This window comes from Paenibacillus agilis (assembly GCF_007786455.1).
Classification (GTDB): Bacteria; Bacillota; Bacilli; order Paenibacillales; family Paenibacillaceae; genus Paenibacillus_B; species Paenibacillus_B agilis.
The window spans coordinates 253,388-274,897 of sequence record NZ_VNJK01000003.1; the positions used below are offsets into that span (position 1 = coordinate 253,388).

Consider the following 21,510-nt stretch of genomic DNA (forward strand, 5'->3'; position numbering starts at 1 on the left):
AATGGAGCAGTTCGTTTCTAGCTGTCTTAAGGAAAGTACATCTAGTGGTCATTGGGAAGGAGAGGGAGATAGAGCATATGGTCATTTCCAGACGATTGCATGCTTACTTTCAAGAGCCTGGTTTTTGGGATTTTTTTAACGAAACACCACTCGGCTTTAAGTTGTTTTTTGGCGCTGTCTTTATTTTAATTTTTGGTTCCATACTAATAGCGATTATTAAAGGGCTTTCACACTGGATATCAAATAATAGGGCACCACAAGTATCGGAAGTTTGTAAGGTGATTGGCAAACGAGATGCAGTATGGGGTGGGACAGGAAACTCAAGCGTACAGCAGCACCATTATGTGGCGTTCGAACTGCGGGACGGGAGCCGGATTGAGCTGCAAGTTAAGTCTAAAGAGTACGGTTTGATCGCTGAAGGCGACCAAGGCACGGTTTCTTATCAAGGAACTCGTTTTCTCAGCTTCCATCGAGAGATAAGTTCCACGCACCGTTCCCATATGTAGATGTCCTCATAGAAGCATACAGCTGTCTCTTATTACGCAAGATTTCTTGCTTCATGACTTTGGCCTCATAAAATAAACGAGTATGTTCTGAAAAATTGGAGGGAGGACAAATATACGCATGTCTGTCCAAGTATTGCGATCTATACTAATACGAAGTCTGCCAGCTCTTGTGCATCTTGTCCTAACGCTCCTCTTTATTTATAAGCTATATGCTCGTGAACAATTTGATCAGATTTTAAGCGTTGGTTTGTTCACGCTTATTACTGTCAACTTCATTACTACTTCCCTCGTATCGAAGGGACAGTGGAGACAGCTTATCATTTCGTTCACTGCATTTTTCATGTACTTGATTCTTTATGCATTTGTGATTCCTGCAATCGGAGGTCCGTACGAAATAGATAGTGGCAATCCAGGGGATGGATTTACGGGCTTGTTCGGCATATCCATTTCACTCATCGCATTGGTTATCGGAACGATGCTTGGTATTGTTGTTATTTCGCTTCGAGAACAAGTTAAGAGCTTTTTTAGTAAGGTATAATGCCAACGGATGTAAATGGATGTTGATCTCTGGGTAGTGTTTACAATGTTTTAAATAGAGGATTGCTAGACAGGATCAACCTGCTGGCAATCCTTTTATTTGTTGGCCTTTACACATGAAATCGCGATGCTTCTAATCGTAGCGGACATAGCTGTTATAGATTGTATTTTGTTTTCGCTGATATGGTTAATGGTATTTGTATATTTCTGGTGAGGGATAGACATAACTAAAGATTAGTGATATTATCATTGATAATCATTATCAATTGATAAAATGAACGGATACAACGTCGGATGTTCAATTCAACTAAGATCGGTATTGGCATAGAAAAGGTAAATTATTTATAAAGGGAGTGGGCGCAGTGGAGAGATTGCGTACAGAACAGCTTCGGATCGGATACAATGACACGGTAATTGTGGATAATTTGAATGTATCCATTCCAACAGGAAAAATAACGGCATTAGTCGGTTCGAACGGCTCGGGCAAGTCTACGATATTGAAGACGATGTCTCGGATTATGAGGCCCTCGGGAGGAAATGTTCTACTGGATGGTCGTTCTATTCATGAACAGTCTACAAAAGAAGTAGCGAAGCAGATGGCTATTTTACCACAAAATCCGACAGCGCCAGAAGGGCTAACCGTATCTGAGCTTATCAGTTACGGACGCTTCCCTCATCAAAAAGGCTTTGGCTCCATGACGAAAGAAGATCGTGAGATTGTCCAATGGGCGATCGAAGTGACAGGACTTGCTATTTTCCATGATCGTCCTGTCGATCAGTTATCTGGAGGCCAACGTCAGCGTGCTTGGATTGCGATGGCGCTTGCTCAGCAGACGGATATTTTATTCCTGGACGAGCCTACGACATTCCTTGATATGGCGCATCAGTTAGAAGTTCTGCAGCTACTGCATAAGCTTAACGAAGAAGAAGGGCGGACGATCATTATGGTCGTTCATGACCTGAACCATGCGTCACGCTATGCTCATCATATGGTTGCAATTAAGTCGGGTACTGTAATTTGTGAGGGATCGCCTGAGGAAGTCGTTACGCAGGACGTCCTTCGTCAAGTATTTGGTATCGAAGCTGATATCGTGCCAGATCCTCGTTCAGGTGTACCGTTATGTTTACCATATCAATTGGCAGCCGTAACAAAGAGTGGTCATACATTAATTCCTCGTCAAGGTAACAACGATAAATCAGAAATTGTTGCGGACACGAGGGAATTGGTTGCCGCAAACGGATAGTGTTCTGTTCTTCAGCTCGTGATAACTAAGTAAGTCTGTATTTTTTTTATGAAAAATACGTAACAATAGCAGCTGTCTCCGATCTAGGGTTAACCTGAGCGGAGGCAGTTTTTTTATTGTATGTATACCCTTTAAGTTACCGATAACTAATTTAAGACAAGCTCTCATTACAAACATCTATAACAGTACAAGATGATTGGCGATGAGAGCTTCCTAATTGGATGGTGTTGAGTCAGGTTGACCTAGTAGCTTCAATAGCTGGATGAGCTGCTGTTGTTGTTCGGTAGTAAGGTGACTCATCCGATCATGCAAAGTTTGAGCATGTTCTGGGAAAATACGAGCAATCACTTCTTCACCTGCAGGAGTCAGCTCGATCATAATAACGCGGCGATCCTGTTCGGACTGCTTGCGGATAATGTAGTCTTTACTTACGAGCTTGTCCACAACATAAGTCATTGTGCCGCTAGCAAGCAGAACTTTGCTGCCAATCTGTTGAATAGGAGTAGGCCCTTTATGATAAAGAAGCTCAAGCACAGCAAATTCACTTAAGTTCAAGCCATATCGTTTAATGTCTTGTTGGGACACTTCCATTAAGGAACGTGACGCGCGAGACAAGACAACGAGTAGTTTAAGTGCTTGCTCTATCTCAGGGCCGTAATCTTTTGTTGATTTCTTTTCATGCATACTATATTACCGCCTTTGTATATATCTCGAAAATAAATATCTTGAATATGAGGTGAATATAACATCCTGTACTTAGGATGTCAAGCTAGGAGTTATCGTATAAGAAGTGGCGGGTAAATGAGGCCCAATCTATGCTTGCTGCTTCCTGCAAGGCTGGTACAAATGGTAGGAGATTTGCTGCAGCAGAGAAGTGGACGGAGGCGGCTAGAGCTTGTGTAAGTGGAAGAGCGATAGTTTGCGTGTTTTGTTCCGAAGTAGATGCAGCATACCGCATCAAGCGGCTGGATGAAATCCAATCGGATCGATGCCATGCGGCAGCAGACTTGAGAATAGCGGAAGAGTACTGTGTGCTGGTGTAAGCGGCGGCATGTTCATAGTGGTGCGCAGCTTGAGCATATTTACCGACTCGTTCAGCAAGAAATGCTGCCATCCAATGCGCTCTCCATGTACTAGCACCATTGGTACTTGTGTATAGATGCGTTCGATCTCCGCAGGCAGAAGCTTCATCGGCACATTGATAGGCTTCTGCTAAGCTGCCACGAACGGCATATAAGGTGGAACTGAGCAGCAGCAAATCTGGAAAGAGCGGGAATTGCTCCATCGCTTCTTCGGCTAATCGAATAGCGCTGTCTAATTGCTGAAGGGAGTAATAGGCATAGACGGCTTTGAGCCATACATCTGAGGCGTAGCCTGGCAATCGAGGCTGCTTAGAAAAAGAAGTAATCGCCCGCAGCAGCCATGGTAGAGCTTCTGCATAACGTTCTGACTGGAAGTATTCTGTTCCATACGCATACCACCATAATGGGTTTAGCGGCTCCTCTTCTAATTGTAAATGGAGCAAATGCAAGTTTCGTGCTGCTTTATCCTTGTTCTGAATACGCTCCGCTGTATAACCGTCATGCCATATCGTGAAGGAACTCCAACATATCGCCTCTGATGATACAGCTTCTATAGAAGCAGTGATATCTTCATGAATGCGGCCTACATAACGAAGGCGGGCATCGTTGCGGAACAGTCTGCATGCCATATCGGTGGCACTACAGACTGGTTTATGGGTGAGGTTATTGTCCCAACAGTGAGTTAAATGGGTGAGCTGTACATAACAACCAAGAACGTTCGGTTGTGTAAAGATAGCTTGTAAATGTTGTTCCTGCCAACTTTCTCTATCTATGACTTCGTCGGCGTCAAGCATTAAAATCCATGGCTGCTCAGCTTTGTCAATGGCTGCATTGCGAGCAGCCGAAAAGTCATCTTGCCATTCGAAATGATAAACGGCAGCGCCGCATTCCTGTGCGATTGCAGGAGAGGCATCCGTTGAGCCAGTATCGATGACGATCATTTGTGCGACTAAATTCTTGGCGGATTGCAAACAGCGCTGCAGCACATCTTCCTCATCTCGAACGATGACACATAAAGTCACGGGGAAAGAAGGGGTGGTCATGTTGTGGCTACCTCCTTTGTCTGAGCTGATAGTGCCAATGCATACAGGGGAAGCAAAAGGCGTGATGTAAGCGCTGAAGTGCGCGACCAAGGATATTGCTGCAATCTCGCTAACGTTATATCAGCCTTAGATAGGGCGGATAGGGAAAGTGCAATAGGCGTGTTATTCACTGAGGAATGCACTTGCTGTTGCTGATGTTGTTGTTGCTTTATCGGGCGCGGGTTTGATGAGTTGCTGCTGCCAGCAAGCAGGTCGGCTAAAGAAACTGTAGCGGATGTGCGCACTGGCTCCTTGACGGCTGACGAAGCGGGTGAAACAGCCGAGGCAGCCGTTGGCTTTGTCTTTCGCGCATCGCTGCTGCCGATAGTTGCAGCGAGAGCGTCATTAGCAGCGGAGGCGCGAGGTTCCTCCAGCGGTGAGCCGCCGCCATGCTGTGCCGCGCTAAGCAATGCGGCACGGAGCGCCTGCGGCTGCGCTTGCAGCCATTGCGCTGCGGCTTCGCTCAGCGCTGGCGAGTCGCCCTGGACGCGGCGCAAGCGCACGCTGGCGAGCCAGGCCGCTGCCGGGCAGCCTTCCGCCGTCAACGCGGCGTCGAAGGCGCGCGCAGCTTCGCTCCATGCGCGCGCCTCAAGCGCCCACGCGCCCAATTGCATATGGGCGCGAAAGGTGCCCACGCCTCCTTCTGTATGATAATGCGAAGGAGGCGTGCCAATCCGCGTCGCCTCGCGCATTGCCTCGATGGCAGCGCGGCGATTGCCGTTGGCGTCGTAGTATACCGCCAACGCAAAGTGGAGGTCTGTGTAGTCAGGGAAGTGTTCAATGCCATCCGTGCATAGCTGTACAGCTTCGTCTAGCTGCCCGATGCGCGCCCAAGCCCAAGCTTCTATTTTGATCATGAGATGGGCAAAGGAAGCGGACAAAGGTGTAACCTCACGCGCTTCACGGAGCAAGGACAGGGCAGTGACATCATCACCTCGTCTTAATCGCTCGACGGCAAGATTAAACAAGTGAAATGGCTGTCGTCCTTCTTTTTCAATAATTTGCTCCAGCATGTGGATGTTACGAGCAATCTTGTCTTTGCTGCTGACAATTTGCGGCTGGTATCCCAAATGAAACACGCGGATCGGCGTGAAAGCGAACACGGCAGTCGGCTGCTCGCGTATAATGACAGGCGCAATTTGCTCATGGATAGCGCCTTCGAAACGATAAGTTTCTCGATTGCGAAACAGTCGAAGCAGTGGATTGACCGTCATTGGCAGCGGGTCGAGCCCATCACTCATTACATGCTCAACCCTTAAAAAATACCCTTCGTAACAATCGTTTCCCTCTACCAGCTTGCGGAGCAGCGGGGCGCTTTCGGCAGCGAGGCGTTCATCTGCATCGAGAATAAGGATCCACTTGCCTGTTGCATGTGCCAAAGAAACATTTCTAGCTGCCGCAAAGTCGTCGTTCCATTCCCTCTCGAGAACGGTAGCACCGGCTTGTTTGGCAACAACAATCGTATGATCTGTCGAGCCAGTATCTACAACGATAATTTCGTCTGCAACCTGTCGTATGCTGTGCAGGCAGTCTGGCAGTAGATGCTCTTCATTCCGAACGATGAGACAGACGGTCAGCTTCACTTTGGACAAGTTGGATGTTCCTCCTCTGCAAGGTTGTACGAGGCAGCTCCCAAGGTGTTGCCGATAATTGCTCGATGGCTAGACGAATGACCCTTAGTTGTTCTTCCCACGCTTGCTGTTGGGGCTCGACTGCAATCGCTTGCTGCAAATAATGTTCAGACAGCCGAACATACGTAAGAGCTAACATGCGATCCAGTCTCACGACTGTGTCACGGTCGACTTCGCCTTGTTCTGTATGCAGGAGTCGGGCTCCCTCCAACAAATCAAGTGCTTCCTGCCAGTGCTGCTTCTGCATAAGCAGCTCGCCTAGCAGCATAGCGCCCTCCGCATCAAGTCGTTGTTCCGCCATCGCTTTGAGCAACATTTCTGCTGAGCTGTAAATATCACCGGCAGCGTACAAAGCTTTGGCACAATCCAAATCACGACTTTCAGCATGGATCGCCCATTTCTGAAGCGGTTGAATCAGTGCTTCATCTCGCAGCAGCTCCATCCATCGATTGAGAACTTCGTCTATTTCGATTAGATTGGTTCCCTCAAATTCAGGTGCAGATCCAATCTCGTGGATATCATACTTATCGTGGGCAGTTTCTGCAGGATGCTCCGTATGTTCAACCGTATAGTGGTGAATATGAGCTTTTCCGCTCGTAGTGGACTTGTTGAACTCGTTGGATTTATTAGACTTGGTCAGCAGCTTGCAAGCTTCTCGTACAGCTGGCTTCCAGTTGGAACTCTCAATTAAAGTTGGTTTGCCTTGTAAGTGTGATTGCCATGCACAGATTGCCTGCCAATCTTCCAGCAGTCTGCGCTCGGTGTCGTGTAGACGTGTCGTCTGCAGCAGATGATGCAGCATACCATTAGCTTCAGCGTATCGTTCTTTATGAATCCAAGCGATGGTCAGTCCATAAATAGCTTGCGGTGTGGATAAACGATTGACACACAATTGGGCAAGCGAATGGTGATAGCCTGCTTGTTTGTAGACACGAACGAGTATAACAGCGCTAGGGAAGTCAATTTCTTTCCATAACGATTCGATATGAGCAGCGACTTCTTCCTCTGACACATTCAATTCTACAGCGGCTGCGACGAATCCGTGAAGTGCTGGCTCATATTGAGGATGGTCAATAAGTGCATCGTTAAAGGACTTTAATGCTTCACTATGTTGGCGCAGCTGCCTAAATGTTTCCCCAACCCATGTATGTGCGATATAGCTGCTGGTTCCGTTTTCTGAAACATAATGCTCGGAGCTTGCTGTCAGGGCGCGCTGGAAGCTGTGTAGGGCATCTCCCAACAGTCCTTGCTGGGACAGCGACTGACCTTGCAAAATATAGAGCTCGGCATATTCTGAATAGTTGGAAATGGCCTCTTGCAGCCAATCCTCTGCTAGATGTGGTTTGTTTTGCGCCAGCAGTGCTTTGATCGCATCCCGATATAGGGTAGGACGGTAGGCCGCATTGGCGTCGACGTTGTCGCGAGCGAGGCTGAACCAGTGATGCGCCTCATCCAGTCGGTGCTGCTGGACAGCGGTGACTCCAAGCCCGTAAAGTACAAAGGCATCTGTGGGGTGAAGCTCCATGCTTTTGAGGAGCAGCTGTTTATTGCGTTCGGGCTTGTTCTTCAGCTGAATCTGCTGTGGAAGTGTACCGATATGCTCAATTGTAATCGGACTGTCCGCTAACGCAGTTTCTTCATATATTTCTGTGATGGACGGTCCAATATCTTCATGAATAATTCCCTTGTAATAAAAGGTGTCACGGCGCCGAAAAAGTCTTACTGCACGATGATGTACAGCGAGTTGTACATCCTCTTCACTTAGTCGATTAATAATTTTCACTGTGCTGCCTTCACCATTCGTGTGGTAGATCCATTGGCGAACTTCTTGCATCGAGCTTGTTAATCGCTCATCAGCATCAAGTACGAGTATCCAATCTGTCGTCATATGCTGCAGCGCCTCATTGCGAGCTTCTGAGAAATCATCATTCCATTGCAGATGAATAACACGAGCCCCCCGTTGGAGAGCAATCTCAGGCGTGCCATCGAAAGACCCTGTGTCAGCAACGAGATATTCATCTGCTTCCGTTACACTGTCTAGGCAAGGACCGATTAATGCTGCTTCATCACGAGCTAAAATAAGAATGCCAATCGTAACGGCCCTGTTGCTATGTGAAATATACATAAGCGCTCACCTCAACCTTCGGACGTGCAGAAAGAGCACATGGCCCTCACGTGCTCTTTCTGTATGGTTAATATTCAAGTTATGTGGAAGCTGCTTATTAGGTACCTTGCCCATTGAATAAAACGTTAAGGGTAGCTGGAGAGGCGAGTAGAGTGAGACGGTAAGACAGCCGCGTATACTTTAAGAATCTGGCAGGTACGACAACATCAGTAGCGCCAGCAGCGATGGTAGCTCCATTCGTATCGACGTAATAGTTAGTGCCGTCTGCGCTAATTTCTACCCTAGTCGTAATGGAGCCGCCAGAACTGTTGTAAACAAAGTACGAATATACGCCTAATACACTTGTAGTTACGGCTGGAAGTGGAGAGAAGGTTGTTGAAGATGATTGAATGTTCAAGTTAGATAATTCAACGAAGCTTTTTTGTGAGATGGAAGTTACGCTGGAAAGGGTACCTGCAGTAATGGTCGCACCGAGTATACTTGTAATGGTCCCGATATTATTGATTGCAGAAAGAGTACCGCCCGTAATAGTAGCGCCTAGCACACTAGTAATCGTCCCGTTGAGCAAGTTACCAACCGCGGATAAAGTCCCGCCTGTAATGGTAGCTCCGAGAATGCTGGTGATGGTACCAATATTATTGATGGCGGAGAGAGTACCGCCCGTGATAGTAGCGCCAAGCACGCTAGTAATCGTCCCGTTGAGCAAGTTACCAACCGCAGATAAAGTCCCGCCTGTAATGGTAGCTCCGAGAATGCTGGTGATGGTACCAATATTGTTAACGGCAGAAAGAGTGCCCCCGGTGATGGTAGCGCCAAGCACGCTAGTAATCGTGCCGTTGAGCAAGTTACCAACCGCCGATAAAGTGCCGCCTGTAATCGTCGCGCCAAGAATGCTGGTGATAGTGCCAATATTGTTGACGGCGGAGAGAGTACCGCCCGTAATAGTAGCGCCAAGCACGCTAGTAATCGTGCCGTTGAGGAGGTTACCGACTGCAGATAAAGTGCCGCCTGTAATGGTAGCCCCAAGAATACTGGTGATGGTCCCGATATTGTTAACGGCGGAAAGAGTGCCCCCGGTGATGGTAGCGCCAAGCACGCTAGTAATGGTGCCATTTAGCAAATTACCAACGGCAGATAAAGTCCCACCTGTAATGGTAGCCCCGAGAATGCTGGTAATGGTACCAATATTGTTAACGGCGGAAAGAGTGCCCCCGGTGATGGTAGCGCCAAGCACGCTAGTAATGGTGCCATTTAGCAAATTACCAACGGCAGATAAAGTCCCACCTGTAATGGTAGCCCCGAGAATGCTGGTAATGGTACCAATATTGTTAACGGCGGAAAGAGTGCCCCCGGTGATGGTAGCACCAAGCACGCTAGTAATGGTACCGTTGAGCAAGTTACCAACCGCGGATAAAGTCCCGCCTGTAATGGTAGCCCCGAGAATGCTGGTGATAGTTCCAATATTGTTAACGGCGGAAAGAGTGCCCCCAGTGATGGTAGCCCCAAGCACGCTAGTAATCGTGCCATTTAGCAAGTTACCAACCGCGGATAAAGTGCCGCCTGTAATGGTAGCTCCGAGAATGCTGGTGATGGTACCAATATTGTTAACGGCGGAAAGAGTGCCCCCAGTGATGGTAGCCCCAAGCACGCTAGTAATCGTACCATTGAGCAAGTTACCAACCGCGGATAAAGTGCCGCCTGTAATCGTAGCCCCAAGAATGCTGGTAATGGTACCAATATTGTTAACGGCGGAAAGAGTGCCCCCGGTGATGGTAGCACCTAGTACACTAGTGATGGTTCCATTAAGTAGGTTACCGACAGAAGAAAGAGTGCCTCCCGTAATCGTCGCGCCAAGAATGCTGGTAATCGTTCCGATGTTATTAACAGCGGAGAGAGTTCCTCCTGTGATAGTAGCCCCAAGGACACTAGTAATCGTCCCGATATTGTTGACAGCGGTTAGTGTACCCGCCGTGATGGTGGCGCCGAGAACGTTGCTTATCGTCCCGTACATCGGAACAGTAAGCTGGTAACCGTTCGAGTCCGTTTGAAATGCTGTATTGTTGCCTAAAGGATCTCGACCAAATATTAAGGTAGTTAAATTTGACGGATCAGTCTGGAAAACATTATAGTTGGGCATTTTGCTATTGTTCCTCCTCCTGATATCCTATTGATTGCGTTTGGTAATATACATCAGCCGCTCCTGATTCTCCGTCTGCTATTAATAGTTTTAATCGCATCCATTTTAAAAAACGAAGGGGTACTGCTACTTTCATGGTTTGAGGTTCAATCGTCAACGTTGTATCTTTTGCATAATCAATACCGTTAGGACTTATTTCTAATTCAGCAGTTAACGGGACTGAGCCTTGATTGCGAATGGCATAAGAGATAACGGATGCTACTGATGTATCTTGAGCAGGCAGTACCGACTCCTTGTTAATCGCTACATTCATAAATTTCTCTTCTTGGAAAATGGTTTGCGTGCTGCATTGACAATCACAAGGAGGCTCCGGCTCAGGCGGGCAAGGCGAGGGAGGTTTCGGATGAGGACAAGGATTTGGATGACGACTTGGCCGACAGGTAAGATCGAAACATAGTTTCCAGTTTAATTTGCGAGATAACTTAGATGAACAACAGCGCCAATTGTGAGGTCGACGAACTCTTATAGGACTGAGGGAATGGCAATTGTTTGATTTGTTCCGTTTGCATTTTTGCACGCGTTGTTTTCGCTGCTTCGAGATCGAATAGGAGCGGGAGGTGTATATTCGTTTTTTCGTGCAGCTTACTTTTTTCTTACGACGTCGGTTACGCTTTGGTGTACTTTTAACGGAGAGAGAATGGGATCGTCGTTTTCTTTTTTTTACACTAGCTGATTTCGTGCTTGCCTCTCTTTTTACAGCATCCTTTGCAGGTGATTGAGGCTTTACATCTTGTCGTGTGTAATCGTTGTAATTAAACATGGTAAATATATATCGCGAGGATGGGAATCGTCCTTTCCAGAGGAACGCCTCCATTCCCCGTTCTCTTCTACGCTGAAGTCTAAATGTATAAGGCGACTTCCGGCGTGCAGAACTTAGACAGCGGGGTACGGAATGAGTATCAGTAGGCCATCTATTTCGAATATGGGTATCCATCGTACATCCGCCTTCTTTCTCAATGAGAATTAGTGTATGTATATTAATTATGCATGGCAGAAGGAGTTGATCACGGCGTGAGCCCCATGTATGATGCTAATTAGTGAATCATCTGTAGAGAGGGAGAAAAGTATGCCGCATTTAATTTTTCGAGGAGTAGCCGCTGAACAGTTGGCTCCGGTTAGTCAACAGTTAGTGGAGGAGCTGGCAGAATTATGCCAGTGCGGAACTGATAATTTTACGTTGGAATGTTTGCAGACGACAGGAGTATGGGCGGGGAAATTGGCTCCATCTTATCCTTTCGTGGAGATTAGTTGGTTTGAAAGAGGAACAGAAGTGAGAAATCGCTTCGCGGACATTGTGACCCGACATGTGCATGCCGCAGGGGTAGAGGAAGTAGAGGTTGCTTTCCGTACGTTTGAACCAAGCCATTATTATATCCAGGGCGTTCCTTGTAAATAGGGGAATACATGTACACGGAGTAAATATAGAAGAGGGTGGACTTGTATGATTCGATCATACAAGCCCACCCTCTTTCCTATTTAATGTTGTAAGTAAACAAAATTAGCCTATATTCCGTCTTCTTGGTCGGAATGGCAGGGCGATTGCCAGCAGTGCCAACAAGGTTGAGAAGCCTAGCGCTGAATAAAAAATGGCAGGCAGGTCTTTGTTATTCCACGCAATGGCCACATAAGCCCAGACAAATACGAACACAAAAGCAGCATCGCGGTTAGGACCGCCGATGACCCATGCCAAAAAGGTGCCAATAGCAAGCAGGGCAAGCGTCCAAGCCTGCTCGCTCCATCCAAAATGATCCCATCCAAGAGCGTGCAGCGCGACAGCAATGTTAACAATGGTCGCCACAGTGATCCAGCCAAAATAAATGCTGAATGGTAGTTGAACCAGCCATTTCTGCCCAGTCGTTGGATATCGATGGTTACGAACGCTGCGATAAATAAATATTAAGCTGATAAACAACCCGAACATGGCAATCAGGGATAGCCATACTTGGTCATACAGGTAATGCCACAATACAATCCAAGCTATATTGAACAGAGAGCTCAAAACGAATAATGGCCCAATATTGCGCACCGTCGTCTCATTGCGAGGCAGCAACTGATATAGCGCGAATCCAAATAGTAGTGTGTATATAAGAATCCAAATCGTAAAGGCATACGTTGCAGGTGTTATAAGCACAGGATACATCGCTGATACATCACCTGTCGTTACCCCGTTGAAAGGGATGATGTTGGCAAGGGCATTTATCGCAATGACGGCAATAATCGCAACGAGATTAAGCCATTTCCATACGGAAGTGTGCATAGCCAATCCTCCTTATCATTCTATTCTATAGTTCATTAACAGCATTTATGTTCGTTGAACCAGTCTTCCCCCATCAACATACGGTGCCCAGTTAAGAAATATGACACTTATACATGGTCATTATCATTTATCTTACAGTATAGTAGGGAATGTAACTTCCAAATCAATACTCAAACTGGAATACTCTGAGCTTTTTAGGAGCAAACTGATATAACCTGGAGAGGACGGAAATGATGATCGTAGTAAAATGGCTAAGAATTATGAGATATCACAGCATCCGTATGCTTCGTTCTAGACAGGGTGCTTCTAAAATATCGCTTGGTATCGTATTTGGTTTCTTTCCTTGTTGGTATCCAACATTCGGAATAGGGCCGGTATTATCAATAGGACTTACTAAATGGGCCAAGGGCAGTATAGCTGGGTCTATATTTGCGGCTGCATTAGGCGCTGTTGTGTGGCCCATTTTCTTTTATATGAATGTCATTACAGGCAACTGGATTATGAAATTGGCCTATTTGCTGCATATCTATTCAGGTGATATTGCTGTAGGTGGGGCAGGATGGCTGCAAGTTTGGCTGCGTACTGGATTGAACTTCACGATCGGTGCGATACTCAATAGCATTCTGTTCACGCTTCTAGGCTACTGGATATGGATATGGATTATTCAGCGTTTTCGCCCGCAGCTGCTGCAAATGGCTCGCCCTCGTCGTCGCTGCATGAAGCAGGTACAAAGCGAATCATAAATGTATTTTTCAAGACAGTCTATGTGTTGTACAGGCTGTCTTTTTTTTGTTTTCATGTTTTCGATAAAAAATAGTTTGACGAATAGGGGAGTTGTTTTTATAATACCTATTAAACAGGTAGGAATTATTAGATAAACAAAGGGGAGACTTATAGATGAAAGACCAATCATGGTTAACGGTGCAGGACTGGTCCGTATACGGAAGTTGGGCAGCAGCCTTATTACTAGTCGTCGTACTGTGGTGGCTGGCGAAAAAGAAAGTGGGCTTCGGTACACGCGTCATGTTGGCGCTGGTATTCGGTTTCATTGTCGGCGCAGCATTCGGTAAGGATGCGGCGGACGTAGGTATCATTGGTTCCATTTATGTAAACCTAATTAAGATGGTCGTTATACCGCTCGTATTTTCCACCATTATTACAAGCTTAACTTCGGTCAAAGAAGTAGGCGTATTGAAGAAACTTGGCGTTAAGACCATTAGCATTTTCCTAATCACGACTGCGATTGCAGCGACGATTGGTTTAGGAACAGCGCTTGTTATTGATCCTGGTGCTGGTATCGCTAACCAACCTGAAGCGGCACAAGATTTTGAAGCGCGTGAGATCCCTACTTTCAAAGAAGTATTGTTGAGCTTAGTGCCTTCTAATCCGATTAACGAGATGGCTGAAGGTAAGGTAGTTCCAGTCATTATCTTTGCAGTCTTTATTGCAGTAGCAATTATTTGGGAAGGTTCGCGGAATCCTGAGCGTGTAGAGCCTGTTCGTAAAGTGTTGGAGTCCTTGTCTCATATTATGTTCCGTGTTACGAAATTCGTTATTCGTCTCACTCCATACGGAGTTTTGGGGCTCGTAACATCGATGGCGGCAAGATACGGCCTTGAGACGCTGGAGCAGCTTGCATGGTTCGTAGCAGCTGTATTTATCGCCTGCATTATTCATATGGTCGTAACGTACGGCTTATTAGTAACCTTTGTTGCTCGTGTTAACCCGATTCGCTTCTTCAAGAAGGCATATCCAACCATTGCAGTAGCGTTTACGACGCGCAGCAGCTATGCGACATTGCCTGTTAATCTTGAGGTTATTACGAAGCGAATTAAGGTGTCTGAGCGTGTAGCCAGCTTTGTTGCTCCACTTGGGGCTACGATTAACATGAACGGTTGCGGCGGTATTTACCCAGCAATCGTAGCGGTATTCGTTGCGAGGGTGTTTGGTATTGAATTGGGCATCACTGATTATGTGCTTATCGTTGCAGTAGCTACGATTGCTTCCATCGGAGTCGCAGGTGTGCCTGGTCCTGCTTCGATCTCGACTACGGTTGTGCTTGTGCAAGCGGGCTTGCCAATCGAGGGCTTTGCACTTGTACTTGCGGTAGATGCTATCGTGGATATGGCGCGTACAGCAGTTAATGCAACAGGTACGACGGTTGCAGCTTTGCTAGTCGGCAACAGCGAGGGTGAGTTCGATCGTGAGGCGTTCAATAAGGACGAAGATGATGATATTTCGTTTGGTAATGAAGTAGAAGGCGGCAAGCCAGCTATTTCTACTTAACTACAACTTGATTTGAAGAGTGATAGAACAGAGTCTTGCCATCAATGGCAAGGCTCTTTCTTTTTTATAGATTAGCGCCTCTACTATTTCTACTATTTTAACAATGTTCAATAATATGATATCGTGAATACATGGAATATTGTGCTAACAGTCCGACTTGAGGGGAGAATGCGATGATGGAGCAGCGATTAACCCGTACGGAAGTGTCTGCAGAAGCGACCTGGAGATTGGAAGATTTATTTGAAACTCATACGGAATGGGAAGCCGCTTTGGAGGATGCTAGAGCAGATATACAGCAGATTACTAAATATCGCGGCAAGTTGCACGAAGGTTCTCGTGTGCTGCTGGAGGTATTAACTACACAAGAAAAGTTGTCCGTGCAGTTGTATCGTTTGTTTTCCTATGCCAATCTGCATCTATTTGTCGATAACACGAATTCAGATTATCAGACGGATGCTGCTAAAGTGGGAGATCTTCGCGCTCTAATCATGTCGGAGATGACCTTTATACGATCTGAGATTTTCTCTTTGCCTGAGGGGACGATTGAGACCTATTTGGATGCAGAGCCTGAATTAGCATCATTCCGTAAAATGCTGTTGGATTTGCTGGCAACGAAGATGCATCAATTGTCTCCTGAGACGGAGTCAGTGCTTGCTTCTATGAGTGAGGTGCTTGATGCTCCGTATCGTATTTATGAGCGCAGTAAGCTGTCTGACATGACATTCGATGATATAGAGGATGGGTATGGGCATACACTTCCGGTCTCCTTTGCCCTTTATGAGAATAAATATGAGTTCTCTGAAGATAAGGTGCTGCGACGCAATGCATACGAATCCTTCACTCGTACACTGCGTAAATATCAGAATACATTTGCCGAGACGTTTGCCACGCATGTAAAGAAGCAGGTCGTCATGTCGCGTCTTCGCGGATATGAGTCAGTTACACATATGCTGCTTAAGCCCCAAGATGTGACGCTTGAGATGTACGATAACATCTTGGATATCATTCAAGAGGAACTAGCTCCGCACATGCGCCGTTATGCAAAATTGAAACAGCGTACACTAGGGCTTGAACAGCTGCGCTTTTGTGATTTGAAGGCACCGTTTGATGCTGACTTCAATCCGTCGATTACGTTCGATGAAGCCAGCAAGCTGATTCAAGACTCATTGCAGGTGCTAGGATCGGAATATACTGACATTATTCATAAAGCTTTCACAGAACGTTGGATTGACTATGCGGATAATTTAGGGAAAGCGACAGGTGCGTTCTGCGATTTCATATATGGTGTGCATCCGTATGTACTCGTATCTTGGGCGGACAATATGCGTAGTGCATTCATGCTTGCCCATGAGATAGGTCACGCAGGACACTTTATGCTGTCTGGAAAGTATCAGCGCTACACCAATATGCTTCCCTCGTTGTATTTCATAGAAGCTCCTTCCACGATGAACGAGCTGTTATTGGCCGAGCATATTTTGAAGCAGTCCGATGACAAGCGTATGCAGCGCTGGGTTATCGCTCAACAGTTGAATACGTATTATCATAATTTCATCACGCATCTGTTGGAGGGTGAACTTCTGCGTAGAGCGTATAACTTGGCTATGCAAGATGTGCCGCTCAATGCGAAGAAGCTTAATGATCTAAAGGGTGACATTCTATCCAGCTTCTGGGGCGATGCTGTGGAAGTGGATGAAGATGCAAAGCTGACGTGGATGCGGCAGCCGCATTATTATATGTCCTTGTATCCGTACATGTATGCGGCAGGACTGACGGCATCTACAGCTGCTGCCCAGCATATTAAAGAGCAAGGACAACCTGCTGTAGATCGTTGGCTGGAAGCGCTCAAAGCAGGTGGAACGTTATCACCATTGGAGCTAATGAAGCTGGCAGGCGTTGATATGTCAGGTCCTGAGCCGATAAGCAAGGCAGTCGCTTATGTGGGCAGCTTGGTCGATCAGTTGGAGCAATTATTTGAGGCGGAATAAAGGGTTGTAGAGTGTGCTAGCGTACGTGTTTACGCGTATTGCTATCACATTTTTATAAATAAATATAAATAGATTCATACGAACTTGAGAGGGGACTTAGATCCATGGAGAAGCGATTGTCACGTAATGAAGTACCTGTTGAAGCAACGTGGAGATTGGAAGATTTATTTGAGACTCATGATGCTTGGGAAGCGGCTTTGAAGACGATTCAAGAGGATGTCCCTAATGTCACACAGTATCGCGGCAAGCTGCACGAAGGCGCTCATATTTTACTGGCTGTGTTGACAGCTCAGGAAGAGCTTCTTGTGCGCGTGTACCATGCGCATTCTTATGCCCATTTGCATTTATCTGTTGATAGCACCAATCCAAATTATCAGACAGATGCAGCAAGGATGGGGGACATTGGGGCATCAATTATGACAGCGATGACCTTCATACGCTCTGAGATTCTATCTTTGCCTGAAGGAACGATTGAAGCATACCTAGAAGAAGAGCCGGAATTGGCTCCATTCCGTAAGATGTTGTTTGATCTATTGGCGAAGAAGCCGCATCAGCTGTCCCCTGAGACAGAATCGGCGCTCGCTTCATTGAGTGAGGTTCTTGAATCGCCGTTTCGCATCTACAAGCGTGGTAAGTTGTCAGATATGTCATTTGACTCGGTAGAAGATGGAGAAGGCAGCTCTCGTCCAGTTTCCTTTGCTCTATATGAAAATAAATACGAAATGTCTTCTGATACAACGCTGCGCCGTAATGCGTACGCATCTTTCTCTAGTACGCTGCGCGAATATCAGAATACATTTGCTGAGACGTATGCGACACAAGTGAAGAAGCAGGTCATTATGTCTCGTTTGCGGGGCTATGAATCTGTTACGCATATGATGCTGGAGCCGCAGGATGTGTCACTTGAGATGTACCATAACATCTTAGACATTATTCAAGCGGAGTTAGCACCGCATATGCGCCGTTATGCGAAGCTGAAACAGCGTGAGCTTGGCTTAGAGCATATGCGCTTCTGTGACTTGAAAGCACCGTTGGATGCAGACTTTAGTCCATCGATAACGTTCGATGAAGCTGGCAAGCTGGTGCAGGATGCTTTACAAGTACTTGGTACGGAATACAGCGACATTATGCGCGAAGCATTTACGGAACGTTGGATTGACTATGCAGACAACGTGGGCAAATCAACGGGGGCATTTTGCTCATCCACCTACGGTGCACATTCCTATGTTTTAGTTTCATGGGCAGATAATATGCGAGGTGCTTTCACACTCGCACACGAAGTAGGTCATGCAGGCCACTTTATGTTAGCAGGTCGCTATCAGCGTTTTGTAAATACGCGCCCGTCGCTTTATTTTATCGAAGCTCCTTCCACAATGAACGAATTGCTGCTGGCTGAACACATTATGAAGCAGTCGGATGACAAACGTATGAAGCGCTGGGTAATTACTCAGCTGTTAAATACGTACTACCACAACTTTGTCACGCATCTATTGGAAGGTGAGCTCCAACGTCGCGTCTACAGCTTAGCGATGCAGGATGTACCGATGAATGCGAAGAAGTTAAATGACTTGAAAGGCGAAGTATTGTCCAGCTTCTGGGGCGATGCCGTCGAGTTGGATGATGATGCGAAAATGACTTGGATGCGTCAGCCGCATTACTATATGTCCTTATATCCGTACACGTATGCGGCAGGATTGACAGCATCGACAGCTGCAGCCCAGCTCATTAAGGAGCAAGGCCAACCTGCCGTTGATCGGTGGCTGGATGCACTCAAAGCAGGCGGAACGTTGTCGCCACTGGAGTTAATGAAATTAGCAGGGGTCGATATGTCAGGACCCGAACCGATTCGCAGCGCTGTCGCTTATGTAGGCAGCTTGGTGGATCAGCTTGAGCAATTATTTGAAGCAGAATAATAAATGCTCTTGTAGTTCTATTGCATAACATCATGTAAGGTGTTGAGGGCAGCTTCGCTATTTAAGACGAAGCTGCCCTTTCCTATTACGGACTACTGGTAGGTGAACTCTTTCTTTCTATCCGTTATAATAGAGTTCTAAATTTGGTTTTACTAGAATTGATATCGTTTGTTTACAGTAAGTAAGGGTAATAAAGCAGATAACTTACATCGCTAACTAAAACAATCTTTTATAATCAGCTCTTTTGACGAGGTTCGTTAGTAAGAGCATGTTTGGTGTGGGCAAGATTCTGTCCAACTAACATGATGATAGAGTTACTGTATGTAAGAATGATAGGAAAGGTTTGATAATGATGAAACAGCGCCGATGGGCAATTTTATGCCTTGTTTGTGCACTTAGTGGTGCGATGCTGCTGAGTGGATGTTCCTCTGAGAAGCCACAGGCTAAGCCCGAGGAGACACAAGGTGGAGCGCAGACAGGACAACTAGACCCTGCTCTTGCAGGAGATGGGGGCAGCGAAAGCGCCGGTTCTAATGAAGGAGCGGGAAGTGGCGAGACGGGAAATGCTGTACAAGCGATTCAGCAGTCCCATGCTTTGAGCACTACCGCTGCGGAGCAAGACGGTAAATCAGTCGTGACGAATGAAAATTCGATCTATGTGGTCGTGAACAAGGAGCGCTTCCTTCCTGATGGATATATACCACCAGACTTAGTTGAACCTCAAGTGAAGTTCTCTTTCGATGGACCGCATGAGAAGCGTCAGCTGCGCCAAGAAGCAGCGACAGCATTGGAGCAGCTTTTCCAGCAAGCAGAGTCTGAAGGAATTGAGCTAAATGCTGTGTCAGGCTATCGCTCTTATAAGCGCCAAAGTTCATTGTACAATCACTATGTGAGCACACAAGGTGAAGAGTACGCAAATCGTGTTAGTGCCAAGCCAGGAACGAGCGAGCACCAAACAGGATTAACGATGGATGTGTCCAGCCCTAGTGCGAATAACGAGCTGGAGCAGGCATTCGGAGATACGACAGAAGGTCAGTGGCTGGCGGAGCATGCCCATGAATTCGGCTACATTATCCGTTATACGAAGGATGGAGAAGCGATTACGGGATACATGTACGAACCTTGGCATATTCGCTATGTCGGCAAAGAGGCAGCACAAGCAATTTTTGAACAAGGGACAACGTTGGAACAGTTCCTACAGTAAAACTGCACTTATTGAGATTATATATTGATGATGAAATAGGTAAAAAAGAAAAGGTCAACCATGAGCTGTGTTAGGACGAGCTGTGGATGGCCTTTTTCTGTAGCTGTGATAACTGTGATAGCTATGTTAGTTATGGTGCATATTTGGTATGTTGTGAAAATGAAAAGGCGATACCCCAAATAGGGTATCGCCTTGTGTGAGCCTAACATGTATCTAACGATACATGTTAGGCTCTGCCCACGTTATGAAGGTGGTAGCTGAACGATAAGCCATTCGAATGTTTATCGCTATGAAATGAAGTACATCAAGTATCAAGCTGTTTGACCAGCTATCACCATACTAGCTCAGAGCGTAAACATCGAAATGTCGTCATGTTAACGTGACTTGCTTTCACATCCACTGGCTGCTCCAAATCGGTGCAACTTGACGGCGTGCGCGATATCAGCTGCATGACAGGATTTACCTATTTCCATAGATATTATCCTCTTACCGTTAGCTAGCCTTATTCAGCATCTACAAACAAAGGATTGCAGATGGTTGCCAGACGATCCATTTCGGAAGCGTCGTGAATACTTCGTCCAGCACAATACTATCATGTGTTAATTGGACGACCATTATTCTGCATGACATTGGAAGCAGTGCCATTTAGTTTGGTTAAGATTTCGGATCAGCCTCAGCTGTCTGTTTGAGCAGCTGCTCCAAATTGCCGAGGGTTAGCTCGCTGTTGTATGTCTGTTTCAAAGAAATGCTCGCCATTCCTTGTGCCCAGTCCTCGTCGTTATAGGAGAGGATTTCTTTGCGCAGATCGAGCATCTTACGATCCAGTTCATCTACAGCGCGGGCTGCTTCAGCAAGCTCATCAACAACATGCGGCGGAACGTGCTTATTGAATTTATAGTAAATAATGTGCTCCATGCTTGCCCAGAAATCCATCGCAAGCGTCCGGAGTTGAATTTCTACATAGACCCAACGGACATCGTCAAATAACACCAAGGGAACTTGAACGATAACATGTACACTTTGATAGCCGTTCGGTTTAGGCTTCTCAATGTAATCTTTAATCTCGACCACACGAATGTCATCACGGACTTTGAGGTGATCGAGAATGAAGTAAATATCCTTCACGAATGCGCACACGATACGCATGCCGGCAACATCATAAATATCGTTCACGATCGTATCCAACGTAGGCGGCAAACCTTTGCGCTGAATTTTATTAAAAATACTGTTTGGTTCCTTTAAACGTGTCTTAATATGTTCAATTGGGCTGTAGCCGTTTCGTATTTTCCACTCTGCTTGAATGACCTTTATTTTTGTTTCCAGCTCTTCCAATGCCAGTTGATAAAGAGTGGGGAGCTGGTTCACTTGTTCGTACTGTTTCAGCATCACTTCAGATTCGGACATATTCATTGCTCCTTTACTTGCAATCGTCGTTGTTCGCGGATATACATTACCCGCCTG

General features: G+C 46.4%; 17 protein-coding genes. 9 read left to right on the top strand and 8 right to left on the bottom strand.

What is annotated here, in order from left to right:
* Positions 1-77 precede the first annotated feature (77 nt).
* The 3 genes from FPZ44_RS20100 (at position 78) to FPZ44_RS20110 (ending at position 2,287) form a co-directional block, all read left to right on the top strand.
* A complete protein-coding gene (locus FPZ44_RS20100; protein ID WP_144993242.1) occupies positions 78-506 on the top strand; it encodes a DUF2500 domain-containing protein in 429 nt (142 codons plus the stop codon).
* Between the two features lie 118 nt (positions 507-624).
* Entirely contained in the window at positions 625-1,044 is a 420-nt protein-coding gene (locus FPZ44_RS20105; protein ID WP_144993245.1) for a hypothetical protein, read from the top strand.
* Between the two features lie 361 nt (positions 1,045-1,405).
* The gene (locus FPZ44_RS20110; protein WP_144993249.1) at positions 1,406-2,287 is read left to right on the top strand and encodes an ABC transporter ATP-binding protein; all 882 of its coding nucleotides are present in this window, start codon (positions 1,406-1,408) and stop codon (positions 2,285-2,287) included.
* 213 nt (positions 2,288-2,500) lie between these two features.
* On the opposite strand, the gene FPZ44_RS20115 is transcribed toward FPZ44_RS20110, so the two are convergent.
* The 6 genes from FPZ44_RS20115 to FPZ44_RS20145 all read right to left on the bottom strand — a co-directional run bounded on the left by FPZ44_RS20115 (position 2,501) and on the right by FPZ44_RS20145 (position 10,657).
* Positions 2,501-2,971, bottom strand: a complete 471-nt coding sequence (locus FPZ44_RS20115) for a MarR family winged helix-turn-helix transcriptional regulator (RefSeq protein WP_144993252.1) — start codon at positions 2,969-2,971, stop codon at positions 2,501-2,503.
* An 85-nt stretch (positions 2,972-3,056) separates the two neighbouring features.
* Positions 3,057-4,412: a glycosyltransferase family 2 protein gene (locus FPZ44_RS20120; RefSeq protein WP_144993255.1), complete on the bottom strand. Its 1,356-nt coding sequence runs from the start codon at positions 4,410-4,412 to the stop codon at positions 3,057-3,059.
* Positions 4,409-6,034 carry a tetratricopeptide repeat-containing glycosyltransferase family 2 protein gene (locus FPZ44_RS20125; protein ID WP_261378460.1) on the bottom strand — a complete coding sequence of 542 codons (1,626 nt, stop codon included), beginning with the start codon at positions 6,032-6,034 and terminating at the stop codon, positions 4,409-4,411. Before FPZ44_RS20125 ends, FPZ44_RS20120 begins: the two co-directional genes overlap by 4 nt.
* Complete coding sequence (locus tag FPZ44_RS20130; RefSeq protein ID WP_144993262.1) at positions 6,000-8,207, bottom strand: glycosyltransferase; 2,208 nt, start codon at positions 8,205-8,207, stop codon at positions 6,000-6,002. The genes FPZ44_RS20125 and FPZ44_RS20130 overlap by 35 nt, the downstream gene beginning before the upstream one ends.
* Before the next feature lie 97 nt (positions 8,208-8,304).
* Positions 8,305-10,344 carry a beta strand repeat-containing protein gene (locus FPZ44_RS26945; protein WP_261378441.1) on the bottom strand — a complete coding sequence of 680 codons (2,040 nt, stop codon included), beginning with the start codon at positions 10,342-10,344 and terminating at the stop codon, positions 8,305-8,307.
* Positions 10,345-10,348: 4 nt separating this feature from the next.
* Positions 10,349-10,657: a DUF6385 domain-containing protein gene (locus FPZ44_RS20145; protein ID WP_144993265.1), complete on the bottom strand. Its 309-nt coding sequence runs from the start codon at positions 10,655-10,657 to the stop codon at positions 10,349-10,351.
* 813 nt (positions 10,658-11,470) lie between these two features.
* Here FPZ44_RS20145 and FPZ44_RS20150 point away from each other — a divergent pair.
* Positions 11,471-11,800 (top strand): DUF1904 family protein, encoded by a 330-nt coding sequence (locus FPZ44_RS20150; protein ID WP_144993268.1) that lies wholly within the window; start codon positions 11,471-11,473, stop codon positions 11,798-11,800.
* A 102-nt stretch (positions 11,801-11,902) separates the two neighbouring features.
* Here FPZ44_RS20150 and FPZ44_RS20155 read toward each other — a convergent pair whose 3' ends face one another.
* The gene (locus tag FPZ44_RS20155; RefSeq protein WP_144993271.1) at positions 11,903-12,661 is read right to left on the bottom strand and encodes a tryptophan-rich sensory protein; all 759 of its coding nucleotides are present in this window, start codon (positions 12,659-12,661) and stop codon (positions 11,903-11,905) included.
* A gap of 230 nt (positions 12,662-12,891) precedes the next feature.
* Here FPZ44_RS20155 and FPZ44_RS20160 point away from each other — a divergent pair, with 230 nt between their 5' ends.
* The 5 genes from FPZ44_RS20160 to FPZ44_RS20180 all read left to right on the top strand — a co-directional run bounded on the left by FPZ44_RS20160 (position 12,892) and on the right by FPZ44_RS20180 (position 20,049).
* Complete coding sequence (locus FPZ44_RS20160) at positions 12,892-13,404, top strand: DUF2062 domain-containing protein (protein WP_144993274.1); 513 nt, start codon at positions 12,892-12,894, stop codon at positions 13,402-13,404.
* A 154-nt stretch (positions 13,405-13,558) separates the two neighbouring features.
* Positions 13,559-14,947: a dicarboxylate/amino acid:cation symporter gene (locus FPZ44_RS20165; protein ID WP_144993277.1), complete on the top strand. Its 1,389-nt coding sequence runs from the start codon at positions 13,559-13,561 to the stop codon at positions 14,945-14,947.
* 176 nt (positions 14,948-15,123) lie between these two features.
* Positions 15,124-16,932 carry an oligoendopeptidase F gene (gene pepF, locus FPZ44_RS20170; protein ID WP_144993700.1) on the top strand — a complete coding sequence of 603 codons (1,809 nt, stop codon included), beginning with the start codon at positions 15,124-15,126 and terminating at the stop codon, positions 16,930-16,932.
* Between the two features lie 104 nt (positions 16,933-17,036).
* A complete protein-coding gene (gene pepF / locus FPZ44_RS20175; protein WP_144993280.1) occupies positions 17,037-18,845 on the top strand; it encodes an oligoendopeptidase F in 1,809 nt (602 codons plus the stop codon).
* 352 nt (positions 18,846-19,197) lie between these two features.
* A complete protein-coding gene (locus FPZ44_RS20180) occupies positions 19,198-20,049 on the top strand; it encodes a M15 family metallopeptidase (protein WP_144993702.1) in 852 nt (283 codons plus the stop codon).
* 654 nt (positions 20,050-20,703) lie between these two features.
* Here FPZ44_RS20180 and FPZ44_RS20185 read toward each other — a convergent pair.
* A complete protein-coding gene (locus FPZ44_RS20185; protein ID WP_418789195.1) occupies positions 20,704-21,459 on the bottom strand; it encodes a GTP pyrophosphokinase in 756 nt (251 codons plus the stop codon).
* Between the last annotated feature and the right edge of the window lie 51 nt (positions 21,460-21,510).